Source organism: Amycolatopsis saalfeldensis (assembly GCF_900110575.1).
Classification (GTDB): domain Bacteria; phylum Actinomycetota; class Actinomycetes; order Mycobacteriales; family Pseudonocardiaceae; genus Amycolatopsis; species Amycolatopsis saalfeldensis.
Genome location: NZ_FOEF01000035.1, coordinates 15786 through 32353, shown reverse-complemented (window position 1 = coordinate 32353; position 16568 = coordinate 15786). Strand labels below are relative to the sequence as shown.

General features: G+C 70.4%; 16 protein-coding genes. 5 read left to right on the top strand and 11 right to left on the bottom strand.

Features of this window, described 5'->3' with window-relative positions:
* Window positions 1-55 precede the first annotated feature (55 nt).
* Entirely contained in the window at window positions 56-958 is a 903-nt protein-coding gene (locus BMY97_RS42925; protein WP_091629056.1) for a nuclear transport factor 2 family protein, read from the top strand.
* A 118-nt stretch (window positions 959-1076) separates the two neighbouring features.
* On the opposite strand, the gene BMY97_RS42920 is transcribed toward BMY97_RS42925, so the two are convergent.
* From BMY97_RS42920 to BMY97_RS42905, 4 genes are all read right to left on the bottom strand, one after another.
* Window positions 1077-1352 carry a DUF397 domain-containing protein gene (locus tag BMY97_RS42920; RefSeq protein WP_091629054.1) on the bottom strand — a complete coding sequence of 92 codons (276 nt, stop codon included), beginning with the start codon at window positions 1350-1352 and terminating at the stop codon, window positions 1077-1079.
* Window positions 1353-1483: 131 nt separating this feature from the next.
* Window positions 1484-2497 (bottom strand): ketol-acid reductoisomerase, encoded by a 1014-nt coding sequence (gene ilvC / locus BMY97_RS42915; RefSeq protein WP_091629053.1) that lies wholly within the window; start codon window positions 2495-2497, stop codon window positions 1484-1486.
* A 69-nt stretch (window positions 2498-2566) separates the two neighbouring features.
* Entirely contained in the window at window positions 2567-3073 is a 507-nt protein-coding gene (gene ilvN, locus BMY97_RS42910) for an acetolactate synthase small subunit (RefSeq protein WP_086842284.1), read from the bottom strand.
* A complete protein-coding gene (locus BMY97_RS42905) occupies window positions 3070-4962 on the bottom strand; it encodes an acetolactate synthase large subunit (protein WP_091629050.1) in 1893 nt (630 codons plus the stop codon). Before BMY97_RS42905 ends, ilvN begins: the two co-directional genes overlap by 4 nt.
* 323 nt (window positions 4963-5285) lie before the next feature.
* On the opposite strand from BMY97_RS42905, the gene BMY97_RS42900 reads away from it, so the two are divergent.
* Entirely contained in the window at window positions 5286-5810 is a 525-nt protein-coding gene (locus BMY97_RS42900) for a PH domain-containing protein (RefSeq protein ID WP_245787790.1), read from the top strand.
* 72 nt (window positions 5811-5882) lie between these two features.
* On the top strand, window positions 5883-7727 hold the full coding sequence (ilvD, locus tag BMY97_RS42895; protein WP_091629046.1) for a dihydroxy-acid dehydratase: 1845 nt from the start codon (window positions 5883-5885) through the stop codon (window positions 7725-7727).
* Between the two features lie 89 nt (window positions 7728-7816).
* Here ilvD and BMY97_RS42890 read toward each other — a convergent pair whose 3' ends face one another.
* Entirely contained in the window at window positions 7817-8392 is a 576-nt protein-coding gene (locus tag BMY97_RS42890) for a DoxX family protein (protein WP_091629044.1), read from the bottom strand.
* Between the two features lie 439 nt (window positions 8393-8831).
* The gene (locus tag BMY97_RS42885) at window positions 8832-9740 is read right to left on the bottom strand and encodes a 2-hydroxyacid dehydrogenase (protein ID WP_091629082.1); all 909 of its coding nucleotides are present in this window, start codon (window positions 9738-9740) and stop codon (window positions 8832-8834) included.
* Window positions 9741-9798: 58 nt separating this feature from the next.
* Between BMY97_RS42885 and BMY97_RS42880 the strand changes: the two genes are divergently transcribed.
* On the top strand, window positions 9799-11007 hold the full coding sequence (locus BMY97_RS42880) for a PQQ-dependent sugar dehydrogenase (protein WP_091629084.1): 1209 nt from the start codon (window positions 9799-9801) through the stop codon (window positions 11005-11007).
* A gap of 121 nt (window positions 11008-11128) precedes the next feature.
* Here BMY97_RS42880 and BMY97_RS42875 read toward each other — a convergent pair whose 3' ends face one another.
* From BMY97_RS42875 to gatC, 4 genes are read right to left on the bottom strand one after another with little or no spacing between them, the layout of a single operon-like run.
* Window positions 11129-11650: a hypothetical protein gene (locus BMY97_RS42875; RefSeq protein ID WP_091629042.1), complete on the bottom strand. Its 522-nt coding sequence runs from the start codon at window positions 11648-11650 to the stop codon at window positions 11129-11131.
* Window positions 11651-13156, bottom strand: a complete 1506-nt coding sequence (gene gatB / locus BMY97_RS42870; RefSeq protein WP_091629040.1) for an Asp-tRNA(Asn)/Glu-tRNA(Gln) amidotransferase subunit GatB — start codon at window positions 13154-13156, stop codon at window positions 11651-11653.
* Complete coding sequence (gatA, locus tag BMY97_RS42865) at window positions 13153-14670, bottom strand: Asp-tRNA(Asn)/Glu-tRNA(Gln) amidotransferase subunit GatA (protein WP_091629038.1); 1518 nt, start codon at window positions 14668-14670, stop codon at window positions 13153-13155. Before gatA ends, gatB begins: the two co-directional genes overlap by 4 nt.
* The gene (gatC, locus tag BMY97_RS42860) at window positions 14667-14966 is read right to left on the bottom strand and encodes an Asp-tRNA(Asn)/Glu-tRNA(Gln) amidotransferase subunit GatC (protein ID WP_091629037.1); all 300 of its coding nucleotides are present in this window, start codon (window positions 14964-14966) and stop codon (window positions 14667-14669) included. The genes gatA and gatC overlap by 4 nt, the downstream gene beginning before the upstream one ends.
* Before the next feature lie 232 nt (window positions 14967-15198).
* Here gatC and BMY97_RS42855 point away from each other — a divergent pair, with 232 nt between their 5' ends.
* Window positions 15199-15852 (top strand): ACT domain-containing protein, encoded by a 654-nt coding sequence (locus BMY97_RS42855; protein WP_177231822.1) that lies wholly within the window; start codon window positions 15199-15201, stop codon window positions 15850-15852.
* A 215-nt stretch (window positions 15853-16067) separates the two neighbouring features.
* Here the strand turns inward: BMY97_RS42855 and BMY97_RS42850 are convergent, their stop codons facing one another.
* Window positions 16068-16559, bottom strand: coding sequence for a GNAT family N-acetyltransferase (locus BMY97_RS42850; protein ID WP_091629033.1), 492 nt, complete (start codon window positions 16557-16559; stop codon window positions 16068-16070).
* Window positions 16560-16568 lie beyond the last annotated feature (9 nt).

Below are 16568 nucleotides of genomic sequence, written 5' to 3'. Positions count from 1 at the left end.
TCGTCGAGGATAATACGGACTATCGACTCCGTTTTGTTGCCTGCTGGAGGACTTCGTGACCACACCGATTGACCTGTTCCATCGCCTCATCGAGGGCCTTGCCGAGGGCCGATACGACGAGCTTTCGTCGCTGTACGCCGAGGACGCCGTGGTCGAGCAGCCGACGGCCGTCCCGCGGCCCCGGCGGCTGGAGGGGCGTCAAGCCGTCCACGCCCTGTTCACCGGCAACATCGGGGCGACGATGCGCCTGGTGGCCCACGACGTGGTCGTCCACGAGACGACCGATCCCGAGGTGATCGTCGCCGAATACCGGAACACGGTGGAGTCCTTCAAGACCGGGCGGACCACCGAAAACGCCAACATCCTGGTGATCCGCGCGCGTGGCGGGCTGCTCGCGCACACCCGCGACTACCACGACTACCTCAAGCTGGCCGCCGTCCGTGGCAGCATCGAACCGGTCATCGACGCCTACGCGCAGGCCCCGGCGCATGTGCCGGGTCCCGTCGCACCCCGGCCCGCCGAACTGGCCGACCGCAAGAGCCCGCTCGGGGTGTTCCAACGACTCTGTTTCGGCGTTTCGGACGCCCGCTGGGCCGAGCTCCCGGACCTCTACGCCGAGCAGACCGACGTCCGTCACCCGTTCCTGCCGGACGCACCAGTCCTTAAAACCCGTGACGACCTGCGGGCCCACTTCGCGTCGGCCGGCGAGCTCGGGATCCGGGTACAGGCGACCGATCTCGTGACGTACCAGTCGGCCGATCCGGAGGTGATCATCGGCGAGTTCGGCTACGAGGGCGAACTCGGCGGAAAGCCGTTCCGCATCAACAACATCTTCGTGGTGCGGGTGCGCGACGGCCTGGTCGTCGAGTCCCGCGACTACGGCGACCACCTGGCGCTGGCCGCGACCGCGGGACGGCTGCCGGAGCTGTTCGCGAGCCTGGACGACCAGCCGTCCTGACCAGACGGCTCGGCCAGACGGCCTGACCCCGCGGGCCACGGCGCCCGGGCAGCAGCGCGTCGCCGATCCGAGGCGACGACCGCAGATCCCCAGTTCAGCGGCCGTTTCCGGAAATCGGCTACTTCGGGAGATCCTCAGGCAGATCGAACTCGCCGTCCTCGACGCCCTTCACGAACGCGTCCCATTCCGAGGGCGTGAACACCATCTTGAGCCCGTCCGGTTCCACCGAGTGCCTCAAGGCCACGTAAGTGACGCCGTCGGTGTGCGGCACGAAGGCGACTTCAAGGCGGTTCTCGAGCGTGACGCCTTCCCGCTCGCCCGGGATCCACTCGGCGGCGGTCAGGTCCAGCTCGTGCCGGATGTGCGCCTTGTCGTCGACCGGCTGATCACTCATGGCGCCAGCGTAACCATCCGGTCACCGGCCACAAGGGACGGCCACGCGGACGCCGAACGGCCCCCTCACCCGACAAGGGCGAGAGGGCCGTTCGCGACCGGAACCGCGGCGATCGGGACCGCCGGGAAACGTCAGGCGGTCTCGGTGATCGGCCGGTCCACCCACGACATCAGGTCGCGCAGCTTCTTGCCGGTCGCCTCGATCGGGTGCTGGTTGCCCTGCTCCTCGAGCTTGGTGAAGTTCGGCCGGCCGGCCTCGTCCTCGGCGACCCACTCGCGGGCGAAGGTGCCGTCCTGGATCTCGCCGAGGATCTTCTTCATCTCCTGCTTGACCGCGGGCGAAATCACGCGCGGGCCGCGGGTGAGGTCGCCGTACTCGGCCGTGTCGGAGATGGAGTAGCGCTGGCGCGCGATGCCGCCTTCGTACATGAGGTCGACGATCAGCTTGAGCTCGTGCAGCACCTCGAAGTAGGCGATCTCCGGGGCGTAGCCGGCCTCGGTGAGCACCTCGAAACCGGTCTGCACCAGCGCGGAAGCACCACCGCAGAGCACAGCCTGCTCGCCGAAGAGGTCGGTCTCGGTCTCCTCGGTGAAGGTCGTCTTGATGACGCCCGCCCGCGCGCCGCCGATGGCCGCGGCGTAGGAGAGCGCGAGCGCCTGCGCGCCACCGGTGGCGTCCTGCTCGACCGCGATCAGGCAGGGCACGCCCTTGCCGTCGACGAACTGGCGGCGGACCAGGTGGCCCGGGCCCTTCGGCGCGACCATGGCGACGTCCACGTTGGCCGGCGGCTTGATCAGGTCGTAACGGATGTTGAAGCCGTGGCCGAAGAAGATCGCGTCGCCGTCCTTCAGGTTCGGCGCGATGTGCTCCTCGTAGATGTAGCGCTGCTTGGTGTCCGGCGCGAGGATCATGATCACGTCGGCCTCGGCGGACGCCTCGGCGACCGACAGCACCCGCAGCCCCTGCTCCTCGGCCTTCGCCCGGGACTTGGAACCCTCCTGCAGGCCGATGCGGACGTCGACGCCGGAGTCGCGCAGGCTCAGCGAGTGGGCGTGGCCCTGGCTGCCGTAGCCGATCACGGCGACCTTGCGACCCTGGATGATCGAGAGGTCGGCGTCGTCGTCGTAGAAGATTTCCACTGCCATGGGGGGTACTACTTCCTTTCCTGACTGCTGAACGTCTTCGGGGGTTTCCGAACCCCCAGGTAACACTGGTCAGCGGGGCGAGGTGGCGGTGATCGAGCGGGCCCCGCGCCCGACCGCGACCATCCCGGACTGCACGAGCTCCCGGATGCCGTACGGCTCGAGCATCCGCAGCAGCGCGCCGATCTTGTCCGAGGTCCCGGTCGCCTCGACCGTGAGCGCCTCCGGCGACACGTCCACCACCTTGGCACGGAAGAGCTGGACGGTCTCGAGCACCTGGCTGCGCACGGTGTTGTCGGCCCGGACCTTCACGAGCAGCAGTTCGCGCTGCACGGCCGTGGACTGCTCCAGCTCCACGATCTTGATCACGTTCACCAGCTTGTTGAGCTGCTTGGTCACCTGTTCGAGCGGTAGCTCTTCAACGGCGACCACGATCGTCATGCGGGACACCTCGGGGTTCTCCGTGGGCCCGACGGCGAGGGACTCGATGTTGAAGCCGCGGCGGGAGAACAGTCCGGAGACCCGGGCGAGCACGCCGGGCTTGTTCTCGACCAGCACGCTGAGCGTGTGGACGGTCATCGGTCTTCTCCTTCCGCGGCCGTGGCGGTTTCGGCCACTTCCTGCGAAACGTCGTCGTCGTCGAACAGCGGCCGGATCCCGCGGACCGACATGATCTCGTCGTTCCCGGTGCCCGCGGCCACCATCGGCCACACCTGGGCATCCTTCCCCACCACGAAGTCGATCACGACGGGACGGTCGTTGATCTCCATCGCGCGGCGGATGGTCGCGTCGACGTCCTCTTTGGTCTCACAGCGCAGCCCGGCGCAGCCGAGCGCCTCGGCCAGCAGCGTGAAGTCCGGGATGCGGTGCTTGTGCGTGCCGAGGTCGGTGTTGGAGTACCGCTCGGAATAGAACAGGTTCTGCCACTGCCGGACCATGCCGAGGTTGCCGTTGTTGATCACGGCCACCTTGATCGGCGCGCCCTCGATGGCGCAGGTGGCGAGTTCCTGGTTGGTCATCTGGAAACAGCCGTCGCCGTCGATCGCCCACACCTGGGTGTCGGGGACGCCGAACTGCGCGCCCATCGCGGCCGGGACGGCGTAGCCCATGGTGCCGAGGCCGCCGGAGTTGATCCAGGTGCGCGGGTTCTCGTACTTGATGAACTGCGCGGCCCACATCTGGTGCTGGCCGACGCCCGCGGCGTACACCGCGTCCGGGCCGACCAGCTCGCCGATCCGCTCGATGACGTACTGCGGCGACAGCGAGCCGTCGTCGGGCCACTCGTAGCCGGCCGGGTAGTCGGCCCGCCACGACTCGACCTGCGTCCACCAGTCGGCGAGGTCGGGCCGGTGGCCCTGGTCGAACTCGGCCTGCACCGCGGTGATCAGCTCGCCGATGATCTCCTTGCAGTCGCCCACGATCGGCACGTCGGCCTTGCGGTTCTTGGAGATCTCCGCCGGGTCGATGTCGGCGTGGACGATCTTCGCCTCGGGCGCGAACGAGGAGAGCTGCCCGGTGACGCGGTCGTCGAACCGGGCGCCGAGCGCGATCAGCAGGTCGGCGCGCTGCATCGACGCGACGGCGGCGACCGCGCCGTGCATGCCGGGCATGCCGACGTGCTGACGGTGCGAGTCCGGGAACGCGCCGCGCGCCATCAGCGTGGTCGCGACCGGGATGCCGGTCAGCTCGGCCAGCTCCAGCAGCTGCTCGGCGGCCTCCGCCTTGATCACGCCGCCGCCGACGTACAGCACCGGGCGGTGGGCCTGCGCGATCAGCTTCGCGGCTTCGCGGACCTGCTTGCCGTGCGGCCGCAGCGTCGGGCGGTAACCCGGCAACCGCAGCTCCGTGGGCCAGGAGAACGAGGTCATCTCCTGGAGCACGTCCTTGGGGATGTCCACCAGCACCGGGCCGGGTCGGCCCGTCGACGCCAGGTGGAACGCCTCGGCGATGGCCCGCGGGATCTCCGCCGGGTCGGTGACGAGGAAGTTGTGCTTGGTGATCGGCATGGTGATGCCGCAGATGTCGGCTTCCTGGAACGCGTCCGTGCCGATCAGCGAACGGCTCTGCTGCCCCGTGATGGCGACGATCGGGACCGAGTCCATGTTCGCGTCGGCCAGCGGGGTGACCAGGTTGGTGGCGCCGGGGCCCGACGTCGCCATGCAGACGCCGACCTTGCCGGTCGCCTGGGCGTAGCCGGTGGCGGCGTGCCCGGCACCCTGCTCGTGCCGGACGAGGATGTGCCGGACCTTCGTGGAATCGAGCAACGGGTCGTACGCGGGGAGGATCGTTCCGCCGGGGATGCCGAAGACGATCTCGGCGCCGACCGCCTCGAGCGAGCGCACGAGCGACTGGGCGCCCGTGACCCTTACCGGGGTTCCCGCCGGCGGCGCCGGCTTCGGACGTGCTCCTGGGACACCGGGCGCGCTGGGCCCGGGCTTCGCGTCGCTGCGCGACGTGGCACTGGTCATCGGTTCTGCCTCGTGGGTTGTCGGTGTCACTCGTTCGGGTTTACCTGGGGCCGTACACCGGTCGGAAACCGGTTTCACGCAACAAAAAACCCCCGCCGACCATAAGGTCGCACGAGGGTCGCGCGTCGACGCAGCGGACTCTTCCTAAGCGTCGACGCGCTGGGGAAGTACGAGGCCGGTGTGCGTTGTCACGGCGCTGACGTTAGACCGGCCCTCGCGCGAGTGTCAACTCTGCGGGACGGCGATTCCGCATGCTGGACGGCCAGTACTGTCCCCGCGGACCCCCGCGTCAGCCCGCGCGGGCGCCGGTGCACCATTCTCCCGTGGACGGAAAAGAGCAGGACCAGAGCGTGGACGAGGGCCGGAAGGCCGTCTTCAAGATCCCCAGCACGGCCTACCTGGCGATCGGGCTCCTGACCGTCTGTGTGACACCGATCGCACTGGGCGAGATCGGCGGACTGCAGTGGCTGTACGTCTTCCCGATCGGGTTGTTCGTGTTCGTCGCGCGGTGGCGGACCGTCGCGACCAAGCAGGGCCTCGCCGTGCGGACCGTGTTCGGCCACCGGGAACTGCCGTGGTCGTCGCTCAAGGGACTGGCCATCACCGGCAAGTCGCGTGTCCGCGCGGTGCTGCGGGACGACACGCAGATCTCGCTGCCGACCGTGCGGACGCGGCACCTGCCCGTGCTCGCGCTGGTCAGCGAGGGCGTGGTCAAGGACCCGAGCGGACAGCTGGGCGACGAAGACGTCAAGGCCGGCAAGACGAACAGGACCACGCCGGAATCTGACGCCGACGCCGCAGCCGCTCCCCAGGAGACCGCCGGGTCCGAGACTAAGCCGGGTGAGTAGAATTGGTAGGACCAGTTTGCGGGACGGTCTCGTGACCCCGCCTGGACCAGCCTTCTGACCTGGGAGAATGCCGTGCCGCCCCTCCGTTCCCGGACCACCACCCACGGCCGCAACGCGGCGGGCGCGCGCTCGCTCTGGCGCGCGACCGGAATGACCGACAGCGACTTCGGCAAGCCGATCGTCGCCATCGCCAACTCCTACACGCAGTTCGTGCCGGGGCACGTGCACCTCAAGGACCTCGGCGACATCGTCGCGGAAGCGGTCAAGGAGGCGGGCGGCATCGCGCGTGAGTTCCACACGATCGCCGTCGACGACGGCATCGCGATGGGCCACTCCGGCATGCTCTACTCGCTGCCCTCGCGCGAGATCATCGCGGATTCCGTGGAGTACATGGTCAACGCGCACCAGGCCGACGCGCTCGTGTGCATCTCCAACTGCGACAAGATCACGCCGGGCATGCTGAACGCCGCCATGCGGCTGAACATCCCGACCGTGTTCGTCTCCGGCGGGCCGATGGAGGCGGGCAAGGCCGTGGTCGTCGGCGGGGTCGCGCAGGCGCCGACCGACCTGATCACCGCCATCTCCGCGTCCGCGAACAGCGAGGTGGACGAGGAAGGGCTGTCGGCCGTCGAGCGCTCGGCCTGCCCGACCTGCGGCTCCTGCTCCGGCATGTTCACCGCGAACTCCATGAACTGCCTCACCGAGGCGCTCGGTCTTTCCTTGCCGGGCAACGGCTCCACCCTGGCGACGCACGCGGCGCGGCGTGACCTGTTCGCCGGGGCCGGCCGCACCGTGATCGACTTGTGCAATCGCTGGTATGGCGAAAACGACGAGTCCGCGCTGCCCCGCTCGATCGCCACCAAGGCGGCGTTCGAAAACGCGATGGCGCTGGACATGGCGATGGGCGGCTCGACCAACACCGTCCTGCACATCCTCGCGGCCGCCCAGGAGGGCGAGGTCGACTTCACCATCAGCGAGATCGACGAGATCGGCCGCCGCGTGCCGTGCCTGTCGAAGGTGGCGCCGAACTCCGACTACCACATGGAGGACGTCCACCGCGCCGGCGGAATCCCGGCCATCCTCGGTGAGCTGCACCGCGGCGGGCTGCTGAACACCGACGTCCACTCGGTGCACTCCCCCGACATCGACTCGTGGCTGAACGAGTGGGACGTTCGCGCCGAGTCCCCGTCGGAGAAGGCGCTGGAGCTGTTCCACGCCGCGCCCGGCGGCGTGCGGACCACGAAGGCGTTCTCCACGGACAACCGCTGGTCGTCGCTGGACACCGACGCCGCGGGCGGCTGCATCCGCGACGTCGAGCACGCGTACACCAAGGACGGCGGCCTGGCCATCCTGCGCGGCAACCTCGCCGAGAACGGCGCGGTCATCAAGGCCGCGGGCATCGACGAGGATCTCTGGCACTTCCAGGGGCCGGCGCGGGTGCTGGAAAGCCAGGAAGAGGCCGTTTCGGCGATCCTCAAGAAGGAGATCCAGCCCGGCGAGGTGCTGGTGATCCGGTACGAGGGTCCCGCCGGCGGCCCCGGCATGCAGGAAATGCTGCACCCGACGGCATTCCTCAAGGGCTCGGGCCTCGGCAAGAAGTGCGCCCTGATCACCGACGGCCGCTTCTCCGGCGGCTCCTCGGGCATCTCCGTCGGCCACATCTCCCCGGAGGCGGCCGCGGGCGGCCTGATCGCGTTGGTCGAAAACGGCGACCAGATCGTCCTCGACATCCACGAGCGCCGCCTGGAGCTCCTGGTCGAACCCGGGATCCTGGCCGAGCGCCGGTCGAAGATGGAGGTCTCCGAACGGCCGTGGCAGCCGAAGGACCGCCAGCGTCCGATCACGGCGGCGCTGCGCGCGTACGCCCGGATGGCCACCTCCGCGGACACCGGCGCGGTGCGCGACCCGAACAAGTGACCTGAGGCGCGTTTGCCGCGAAAGGGCCGTTCACCACCCGTGGTGAACGGCCCTTTCGTTCGGCTTCGCCCGGCTGCGCGGGCCACCGGTCATCGGGTCAGGACGATGACCACCACGGACGCCGCCGCGGCGAGCAGCAGCGAAACGAGCCCCAGCGGCAACGGCCGTTTCCGCCACGGGGTGTTCCGCTCCAGCGAAATCCGGCCGGCGCCGGTGAAGACCAGCGCCAGCGCGACGAGGCCGAGCAGCAGCTCGAACTCGAAACCCTTGCCGTCGCCCACGAAGAAGCCGCCGTGGAACTTCGCGTAGACGACGTTGGCCGCCACGCCGAGCAGCCCGGCGGCCGCGAGCGGGGTGAACAGGCCGACGAGCACCAGCGCCCCGCCCGCCACCTCGGTGACCCCCGTGATCCACGAAAGCAGGGTGGTCTGCTTGTGGTAGCCGAACATCTCCAGCACGTGCGCGAAGCCGCCGACCCCCGGCCCGCCGAACGCGCCGAACAGGTGCTGCAGCCCGTGCGCGCCCATGATCACGCCCAGCCCGAGCCGAAGGACCAGCAGCCCCAGGCCGAGGCCGGACTGGCGCGGCTCGTCGGTGTCGTCCCCGCTGGAATCCTCCACGCCGGACAGCAGACTGGTCTGGTAGTCATCCCCTTGACTGGTCACGCGCGAAGATTAGGCGATGACGCGCCCCGCCGCGAGCGAGCACGCCGAGGTCAGGGCCCCTTTCGCCGGAATCGGCCAACACCCGCGCCCGGAACCGGCCCAGCGCCTCCGGCCGGCAGGCGCCGACGCCGGCGCCCGGGACCGGCCTTGCGCCTTCGGCCGGAACGCAACGACGCCAGTTGTGGGGAACCGGCCCCGCGCCGCTGGCCAGAGCAGGCCGCCACCGGTGTGTGGAACCAGCCCTGAGCCGCTGGCCAGAACACGCCCACGCCGGCGCGCGAAACCAACCCCGCACCACTAGCCAAAACCCGCCCACACCGGCGCGCGAAACCAACCCCGCACCACTAGCCAAAACCCGCCCACGCGACTGCATGGAACCGCGCCTGCCCGGACCGGCGCGCCTCTTGCCCTGACCCCATCGCGAGGCCAAGCGGCGAAGTCAGTACTCGCCGTGCACCAGGTTGTCCGGCAACTCGCCCCCGGCGTACCGCGCGATCTCGGCCGCGGCGACGGCGTACGAGCGGCTGCGGCCGCCGCTCACCGTCCCGCCGATGTGCGGTGTCAGCAGCAGGCCCGGCGCCGTCCACAGGGGATGCCCCGGCGGCAGGGGTTCGGGATCGGTGACGTCGAGGGCGGCGCGCAGCCGTCCCGCGGTCAGCTCGGCGACCAGCGCGTCGGTGACCACGACGGGGCCGCGCGCGGCGTTGACCAGCACCGCACCGTCCCGCATCGCGGCGAGGAAATCGGCGTCGACCATGCCGCGCGTACGCGATGTGAGGGGGACCATCAGCACCACGACATCGTGTGACGGCAACAGTTCCGGCAGTTCCTGGACGCCGTGCACCCCGTCGCGCGCGGACATGCCCACCATCGTGCAGCGCGCGTCGAACGGTTCGAGCCGCCGGCGCAGCTGCCGGCCGAGATCACCGGCCCCGACGACGAGCACGTGCTTGCCCTGCAACGTGTCGGCCGAGAGCCGCGTCCAGCGCGTTTGCCGGTGCGCGTCCGCGAACACGTCCAGCTTCCGGTACATCGACAGCAACACGGCGACGACCCACTCGGCCATGCTGCCGCCGTGCGCGCCGCGGCAGGTCGAGAGGAGAACGCCCTCGGGGACCTTGCCGATCCAGTCGTCGGCGCCCGCCGTCAGCAGCTGGATCAGCCTGAGGTTCGGCAGCTCGCGCCACAACTCCTCGCCCGCGGGGTGACGGCCGGGGATGAGCACCTCCGCCTTCGCGGCTTCCGTCGGCACCGGGTCGCCCCATTGGTAGCGCACGGCCTGCACGAGCGGGACCTCCGAGAGCGCGGCGACGCCCTCGTCATCGGGGACCAGCACGGTTACGGTCATGATCACCACGGTAACCACTTACCCGTGGCTCACGCGGCGCCACCTAGGCTGGGTCACCGTGCGTACCCGGTACCGGTGGTCCTCGCCGCTGGCCCTGCTGGCCTGCGGCGGTCTCCTGCTTTCCGGCTGCGCCCGGTTCGACAACACCGCCGCGGGCCAGACGTTCAGCCCCGCGCCCGTCCCCAGCCCCGAGTCGCCGCCGCAGGTGCAGGGCCCCGGCGGCGATTCCGGTGCCGGGCCCGGCAATCCGGGCGGGTCTCAACAGTCGCCGGCGCCGATCCCGCCGCCGCAGGGCTGCAAGGACTTCGACAAGGCCGTGATCGCCACCTGCCTGGACACCGTCGCGGCCGTGGCCGGCCTGCCCGGCGACGGCACCACGCCCAGCGCCCTCGCCGGCGAGCGGAAATCCGGCCGTGTCCTGCTCGCCACCGCGGGCCACGACGCGACGACGTTCGAGCAGCTCGACGTCCAGGCCACCGGCGACGGCGGTCTGACCGGGCTGGCGCTTTCGCCCAGCTACGTCGAGGACCAGCTCGTATTCGCGTACGTCACAACGGCCACGGACAACCGCGTCGTGCGCTTCGCGAAGGGCCAGCCGGCGAAGGCCGTGCTCACCGGCATCCCGAAGGGCGCGACGGGCAACCGCGGCGCGTTGGCGAGCGACGGCCATGGCGCGCTTCTCGTCGCGACCGGCGACGCCGGCAACCCGTCCGCGGCCGCCGACGCGAAGTCGCTCGCGGGCAAGATCCTGCGGATCGACACCTCCGGCAATCCCGGCGCCGACAACCCGGCGCCGGGCTCCGCGGTGTTCGCCTCCGGGCTCCACTCCCCCGGCGGCATCTGCGGCTCCGCCGATGGCAAACGCCTGTGGGTCACCGACCAGCCGGGCAGCGCGGACGCCGTCTACCGCGTCCAGGCGGGCCAGCAGCTGACGGTGCCCGCGTGGACGTGGCCCGACAAGCCAGGCGTCGCGGGCTGCGCGGACTTCATCGACGCGAACGGCATCCTGGCCGTCGCCTCGGCGGGCGGCCTGCAGAACCTGCCGGTCAACGCGGACGGCGCCGTCACTGGCAAGCCCAGCATCAGCCTCGACGGCAAGGGCAAGCCCCCCACGACGTACGGCCGCCTCGCCGGCATGGGCATGATCAATCCGCAGGTGGCCGTCGCGGGCACCACCAACAAGGACGGCGGCAAACCCGTCTCCAGCGACGACCGCGTCGTGCTCATCACCATCAGCCAGACCAACGGCGGGCAGGGCAAGGACTGAGCCGCCCGGCTGGCCGGTCGTCGCCCGTCACCGGCGATTGCCTGGTCAGGACCCAGATCGCCGGGGTCGCCGATCAGCGGCAACAACGATCGGCGACCGAGAACCGCGGAGCCGTCGCCGCTCAGGAACGACGAGTTCGCGGGGCGCGGGCTTCGGCGCGGGCCGCGCGAATGTCCAGGAAAGCCGTTACCACCGAGACCACCGCGAAGAGCATCCCCAGGTACCGCCCGATCCCGGCGTTGATCTCGATACCGGCCGTCTGCAGGAACGCGCGCTGGTCGCTGTCGAAGATCCAGGTGAGCGTGGTCCAGCCGATGATCATCAGCAGCAGTGCCCCGAGACCGGCGACGAGCCACAGGTGCGGCAGCCCGCTGGTCCGGACCTTCGTCATTTGCCCGAACAGCACCACCGCCAAGCCCGCGAGCAGCAGCACGAACGGCGGGAACCACGAGAAGAAATCCGAGTTCCACGCCGATCGCACGACGTCGCCGTGCGGAAGCGACGCGAAGGCGTCACGCACGTCCGGCGCGGCCGCGTCCGCGGTCAGCGTCGTCCACGGCAGGAAGAGCGATGCCAACGCGAGCAGCCCGGCCGCCAGACCGAGCCACTCGCGCCAGCTGACACCTTTGACGGAAAACGACACTCAGGAACCGACGCGCTCGATGATCAGCTCGCGGACGCGCTTGGCGTCGGCCTGGCCCTTGGTCGCCTTCATGACCGCGCCGACGATCGCGCCCGCGGCGGCGACCTTGCCCCCGCGGATCTTCTCCGCGACGTCCGGCTGCGCGGCCAACGCCTCGTCCACCGCGACAAGCAGCGCGGAATCGTCGGAGACGACCTTCAGCCCGCGCTTCTCCACGACCTCACGCGGCGAGCCCTCGCCCGCGAGGACGCCCTGGACGACCTCCTTGGCGAGCTTGTTGGTCAGCTCGCCCGACGACACCAGCCCGATGACCTCGGCCACCTGCGCCGGCGTGATCGGCAGGTCGGCCAGCTCCACCTCACGCGAGTTGGCCTCCTGGGCGAGCGTGTTCACCCACCAGCCGCGGGCCTCGTCCGGCGACGCGCCGGCTTCGACCGTGGCCGCGACGAGGTCGACGGCGCCCACGTTCAGCAGGTCGCGCAGCGCCTCGTCGGACAGGCTCCACTCGGTCTGGATGCGCTTGCGCCGCTCGGACGGCATCTCCGGCAGAGTCGCGCGCAACTGCTCGACCCATTCGCGCGACGGGGCGATCGGCACCAGGTCGGGCTCCGGGAAGTACCGGTAGTCCTCCGCGGTCTCCTTGACCCGCCCGCCGGACGTGGTGCCGTCGGCCTCCTGGAAGTGCCGCGTCTCCTGCCGGATCGAGCCGCCGCCGGCGAGAATGGCGGCCTGGCGCGTCATCTCGTACCGCACGGCGCGCTCGACGCTGCGCAGCGAGTTGACGTTTTTCGTCTCGGTCCGCGTGCCGAACTCGGTGGCGTCCTTGGCCATCAGCGACACGTTCGCGTCGCAGCGCAGCGAGCCCTGGTCCATCCGGACGTCGGACACGTCGAGCGCGCGCAGCAGGTCCCGCAGCGCGCTGACGTACGCCCGCGCCACCTCGGGCGCCCGCGCGCCGGTGCCCTCGATCGGCTTGGTGACGATTTCGATCAGGGGAACGCCCGCGCGGTTGTAGTCCAGCAGCGAATAGTCCGCGCCGTGGATCCGGCCGGTCGCGCCGCCCACGTGCAGCGACTTGCCGGTGTCCTCCTCCATGTGCGCGCGCTCGATCTCCACGCGCACGACCTCGCCGTCGTCCAGCGTGACGTCGAGGTAGCCGTTGAAGGCGATCGGCTCGTCGTACTGGGAGGTCTGGAAGTTCTTCGGCTGGTCCGGGTAGAAGTAGTTCTTCCGCGCGAACCGGCACCACTCGGCGATCTCGCAGTTGAGCGCGAGGCCGATGCGGATCGCGCCCTCCACGCCCTTGCCGTTGACGACCGGCAGCGAGCCGGGCAGGCCGAGGCAGGTCGGGCAGGTCTTCGTGTTCGGCTCGCCGCCGAACTCGTTGACACAGCCGCAGAACATCTTCGTTTTCGTGCTGAGCTCCACGTGGACCTCGAGCCCGAGCACCGGGTCGAACCGCTCGACGACGTCGGCGTAGTCCATCAACTCGGCCACGGCAGTCACTTCGTTCCTCCCAGCTCCGGGACCTGGTGCACGAGCGACCCGCCGGCGGCGGCGTCGCGTGCGACCTCGTAGGCGGCGCCGACGCGGTAAAGCCGGTCGTCGGCGAGCGCCGGGGCCATGATCTGCAGGCCGACCGGCAGGCCGTCCTCGTCGGACAGTCCACTCGGGACGCTCATGGCGGCGTTGCCCGCGAGGTTCGACGGGATGGTGCACAGGTCGGCGAGGTACATCGCCATCGGGTCGTCCACGCGCTCGCCGATCTTGAACGCCGTGGTCGGCGTGGTCGGCGAGACGAGCACGTCCACCTTCTCGAAGGCGGCGGAGAAGTCCTGCGTGATGAGCGTGCGGACCTTCTGCGCGGAGCCGTAGTAGGCGTCGTAGTAACCAGACGACAGCGCGTACGTGCCCAGCATGATCCGACGCTTGACCTCGGCGCCGAAGCCCTTCTCGCGCGTCAGCGACATGACCTCTTCGGCGCTGTGCGAACCGTCGTCGGCAACGCGCAGGCCGTAACGCATGGCGTCGAACCGAGCCAGGTTCGACGACGCCTCACTCGGCGCGATCAGGTAGTACGCGGGCAGCGCGTACGTGAAATGCGGGCACGAGACCTCGACGACCTCGGCGCCCAGCGCGCGCAGCTGCTCGACCGCGGCCTGGAACGAACGCAGGACGCCGCTCTGGTAACCGTCGCCGCCGAACTCCTTGACGACGCCGACGCGGACGCCCTTGAGGTCGCCGTTGGCCCCCTCGCGCGCAGCCGCGACGACGGGCGGCACCGGGGCCTTGATGGAGGTCGAGTCCATCGGGTCGTAGCCGGCGATGACCTCGTGCAGCAGCGCGGCGTCCAGCACCGTGCGCGCGCACGGTCCGGCCTGGTCGAGCGACGACGAAAAGGCGACGAGGCCGTAACGCGAGACGCCGCCGTACGTCGGCTTCACGCCGACAGTGCCGGTGACAGCGCCGGGCTGGCGGATCGAGCCGCCGGTGTCGGTGCCGATGGCCAGCGCGGCCTCGAACGCGGCGATCGACGCGGACGAGCCGCCGCCGGAGCCGCCCGGGATGCGCGCGTGGTCCCACGGGTTGTGCGTCGGGCCGAAGGCCGAGTTCTCCGTGGACGAGCCCATCGCGAACTCGTCCATGTTGGTCTTGCCGAGGATGACGACGCCGGCTTCGCGCAGCCTGCGCGTGACCGTCGCGTCGTACGGCGGGAGCCAGCCTTCGAGCGTGCGCGAGCCGACGGTGGTGGGGATGCCCTTCGTGGTGAGGACGTCCTTGAGTGCCAACGGCACGCCGGCCAGCGGCGACGCGGGCTGCTCGCCGGCGGCCAGCTGCTCGTCGACGTTCTTGGCCGCGCCCAGCGCACCCTCGGTGTCGACGTGCAGGAACGCGTGGACGTGCTCGTCCACCTCGGCGATCCGGTCCAGGTGCGCCTGCGTGACCTCGACGGCGGACACCTCGCGCGCGTGGATCTTCGCCGCCAGCTCGGCGGCGGTCAGCTTGACGAGTTCACTCACTGCTCTTCTCCCAGAATCCGCGGCACCCGGAACCGGCCCTCCTCGGCGGCCGGCGCGCAGGCCAGCGCCTGCTGCTGCGTGAGGCAGGGCTGGACCACGTCGTCACGGAAGACGTTGGTCAGCGGCACGGCGTGCGAAGTCGGCGGGACGTCCTGCGCGGCGACCTCGCTCACCTTCGCCACCGAGTCCAGGATCTGGTCGAGCTGGCCCGCGAAGACGTCCAGCTCGTCGTCGGTCACGGCCAGCCTGGCCAGCTTGGCGAGGTGCGCGACCTCGTCTCGGGAAATGTTGGGCACGCGGGTGACTCCCGGGTTGTGCTGTGCGGGTGCGGTCGGAAGCTGCAAGTCTATGGTGACGGCGTCGGCGAGCTCGACCGGGTTATCGCCGGGCGGACCGGGGCGAAGGCGCCCCGCTGGTGTCCCGCTCGCCAGACAGCAGTCCACGTCCATTGCCCGGTCTGTCACAATCGGCGGCCGGCACGCGCGTTCCACGGCAAGGCTGGAACGCCTGAGGCGAGAGGGGCGTGTGGTGTCGTTCCTGCTCCGGGTCCAGCTTCCGGACTCACCCGGCACCCTCGGCGCCGTTGCGACCGCACTCGGCACGGTCGGCGCCGACATCCTCAGCGTCGACGTCGTGGAGCGCGGCGGCGGGGTCGCCATCGACGACCTCGTGGTGGAGCTGCCGTCCGGCCGCCTGCCGGACGCCCTCATCACGGCGGCCGAGAGCATCGAAGGCGTCGAGGTGGACGCGGTGCGCCCGTACGCGGGGGTCCTCGACACGCATCGCGAGCTCGAGCTGGTCGAGGAGATCGCCGCGCAGCCCAAGTCCGGTCTCGACCTGCTGGCCGAGGGCGTGCCGAAGATCATCCGCGCGGGCTGGGCCGTGGTCGTCGAGCACTCTTCGTCGGGCACGCGGCGGCTCGCCTCCTCGAGCGCCGCGCCGGAAAACCCGTTCACCGACCTGCCGTGGCTGCCGCTGGAGCGCGCCACCGTGCTGGACGGCGAGGAGGACTGGATCCCGGAGACGTGGAAGGAGCTCGGCACCGAGCTGGCGGCCACGCCGCTCGGCAAGCCGGGCAAGGCCCTGCTCGTCGCCCGTCCGGGCGGCCCGAACTTCCGCGCCGCGGAGGTCGCCCGCCTGGCCCACTTCGCCGGCATCGTCGCCGTCGTCCTGGACGGCTGACGGCAACACCCTCCGGCTCGGCAACCATCCGGGTCGGCCGCCGGCCGGTGAGGACCAGCCGGTCGTCGGCCATCGGCCCGTCGCCATCGGCCCGTCGCCGCTGGACGGCGAGCGCCGGCCAGTCGTCGCCGCTGGACGGCGAAACGAACACCCCGCGCAGGAAACGGCACCGTTGCCGATGAGCGGCGAACAACCGGCTCGGTGGCGCAAACGCGCTAGAGGTCGTATCCGTACGCGATCAGGGTGGTGTTCGGGAACGGCTGCCAGTCCCGTTCCGGGAGCCGGTGGAAGCCGATGCGCTCGTACAGACGGTGCGCGATCCGCATGCGGTCGAGACTGCACAGCACGACCCGGCCGGCACCCAGCTCACGCGCGCGCCCCAGCACGGCGCGCGTCAGGGCCTCGCCGATCCCACGGCCCTGCGCCGCGCTCGCGACCGCCAGCATGCGGAACTCCAGCTCGCCTGGCCGCGAGATCTCCGCGTACTTCGTGCCTGGGCGCACCACCGCGACGGAGCCGAGCAGCCGCCCGGAAACGTCCACGGCAGCCAGCAATTCGGTGTGCTCCGCGCGACGGGAGACGTCGCGCAGTTCATCCTCGTAGCTGACGTCCTCCAACAGGCCGCCGAGCTGGTAGGCCTCGACGGTCAGCTCCCCCAGCGCGGCGAACTCGTCACCGCGCGGCGGACGGATCTCGTAATCAGCCATCGTTCTGCC

Excerpts from the sequence above, each read along its gene's own strand:
- BMY97_RS42885 (WP_091629082.1), bottom strand. The coding sequence starts at position 9,740 with ATGACCGTAACCGTGCTGGTCCCCGATGACGAGGGCGTCGCCGCGCTC.
- BMY97_RS42905 (WP_091629050.1), bottom strand. The coding sequence starts at position 4,962 with ATGACCAGTGCCACGTCGCGCAGCGACGCGAAGCCCGGGCCCAGCGCG.
- ilvN (WP_086842284.1), bottom strand. The coding sequence starts at position 3,073 with ATGACCGTCCACACGCTCAGCGTGCTGGTCGAGAACAAGCCCGGCGTG.
- ilvC (WP_091629053.1), bottom strand. The coding sequence starts at position 2,497 with ATGGCAGTGGAAATCTTCTACGACGACGACGCCGACCTCTCGATCATC.
- BMY97_RS42920 (WP_091629054.1), bottom strand. The coding sequence starts at position 1,352 with ATGAGTGATCAGCCGGTCGACGACAAGGCGCACATCCGGCACGAGCTG.
- BMY97_RS42850 (WP_091629033.1), bottom strand. The coding sequence starts at position 16,559 with ATGGCTGATTACGAGATCCGTCCGCCGCGCGGTGACGAGTTCGCCGCG.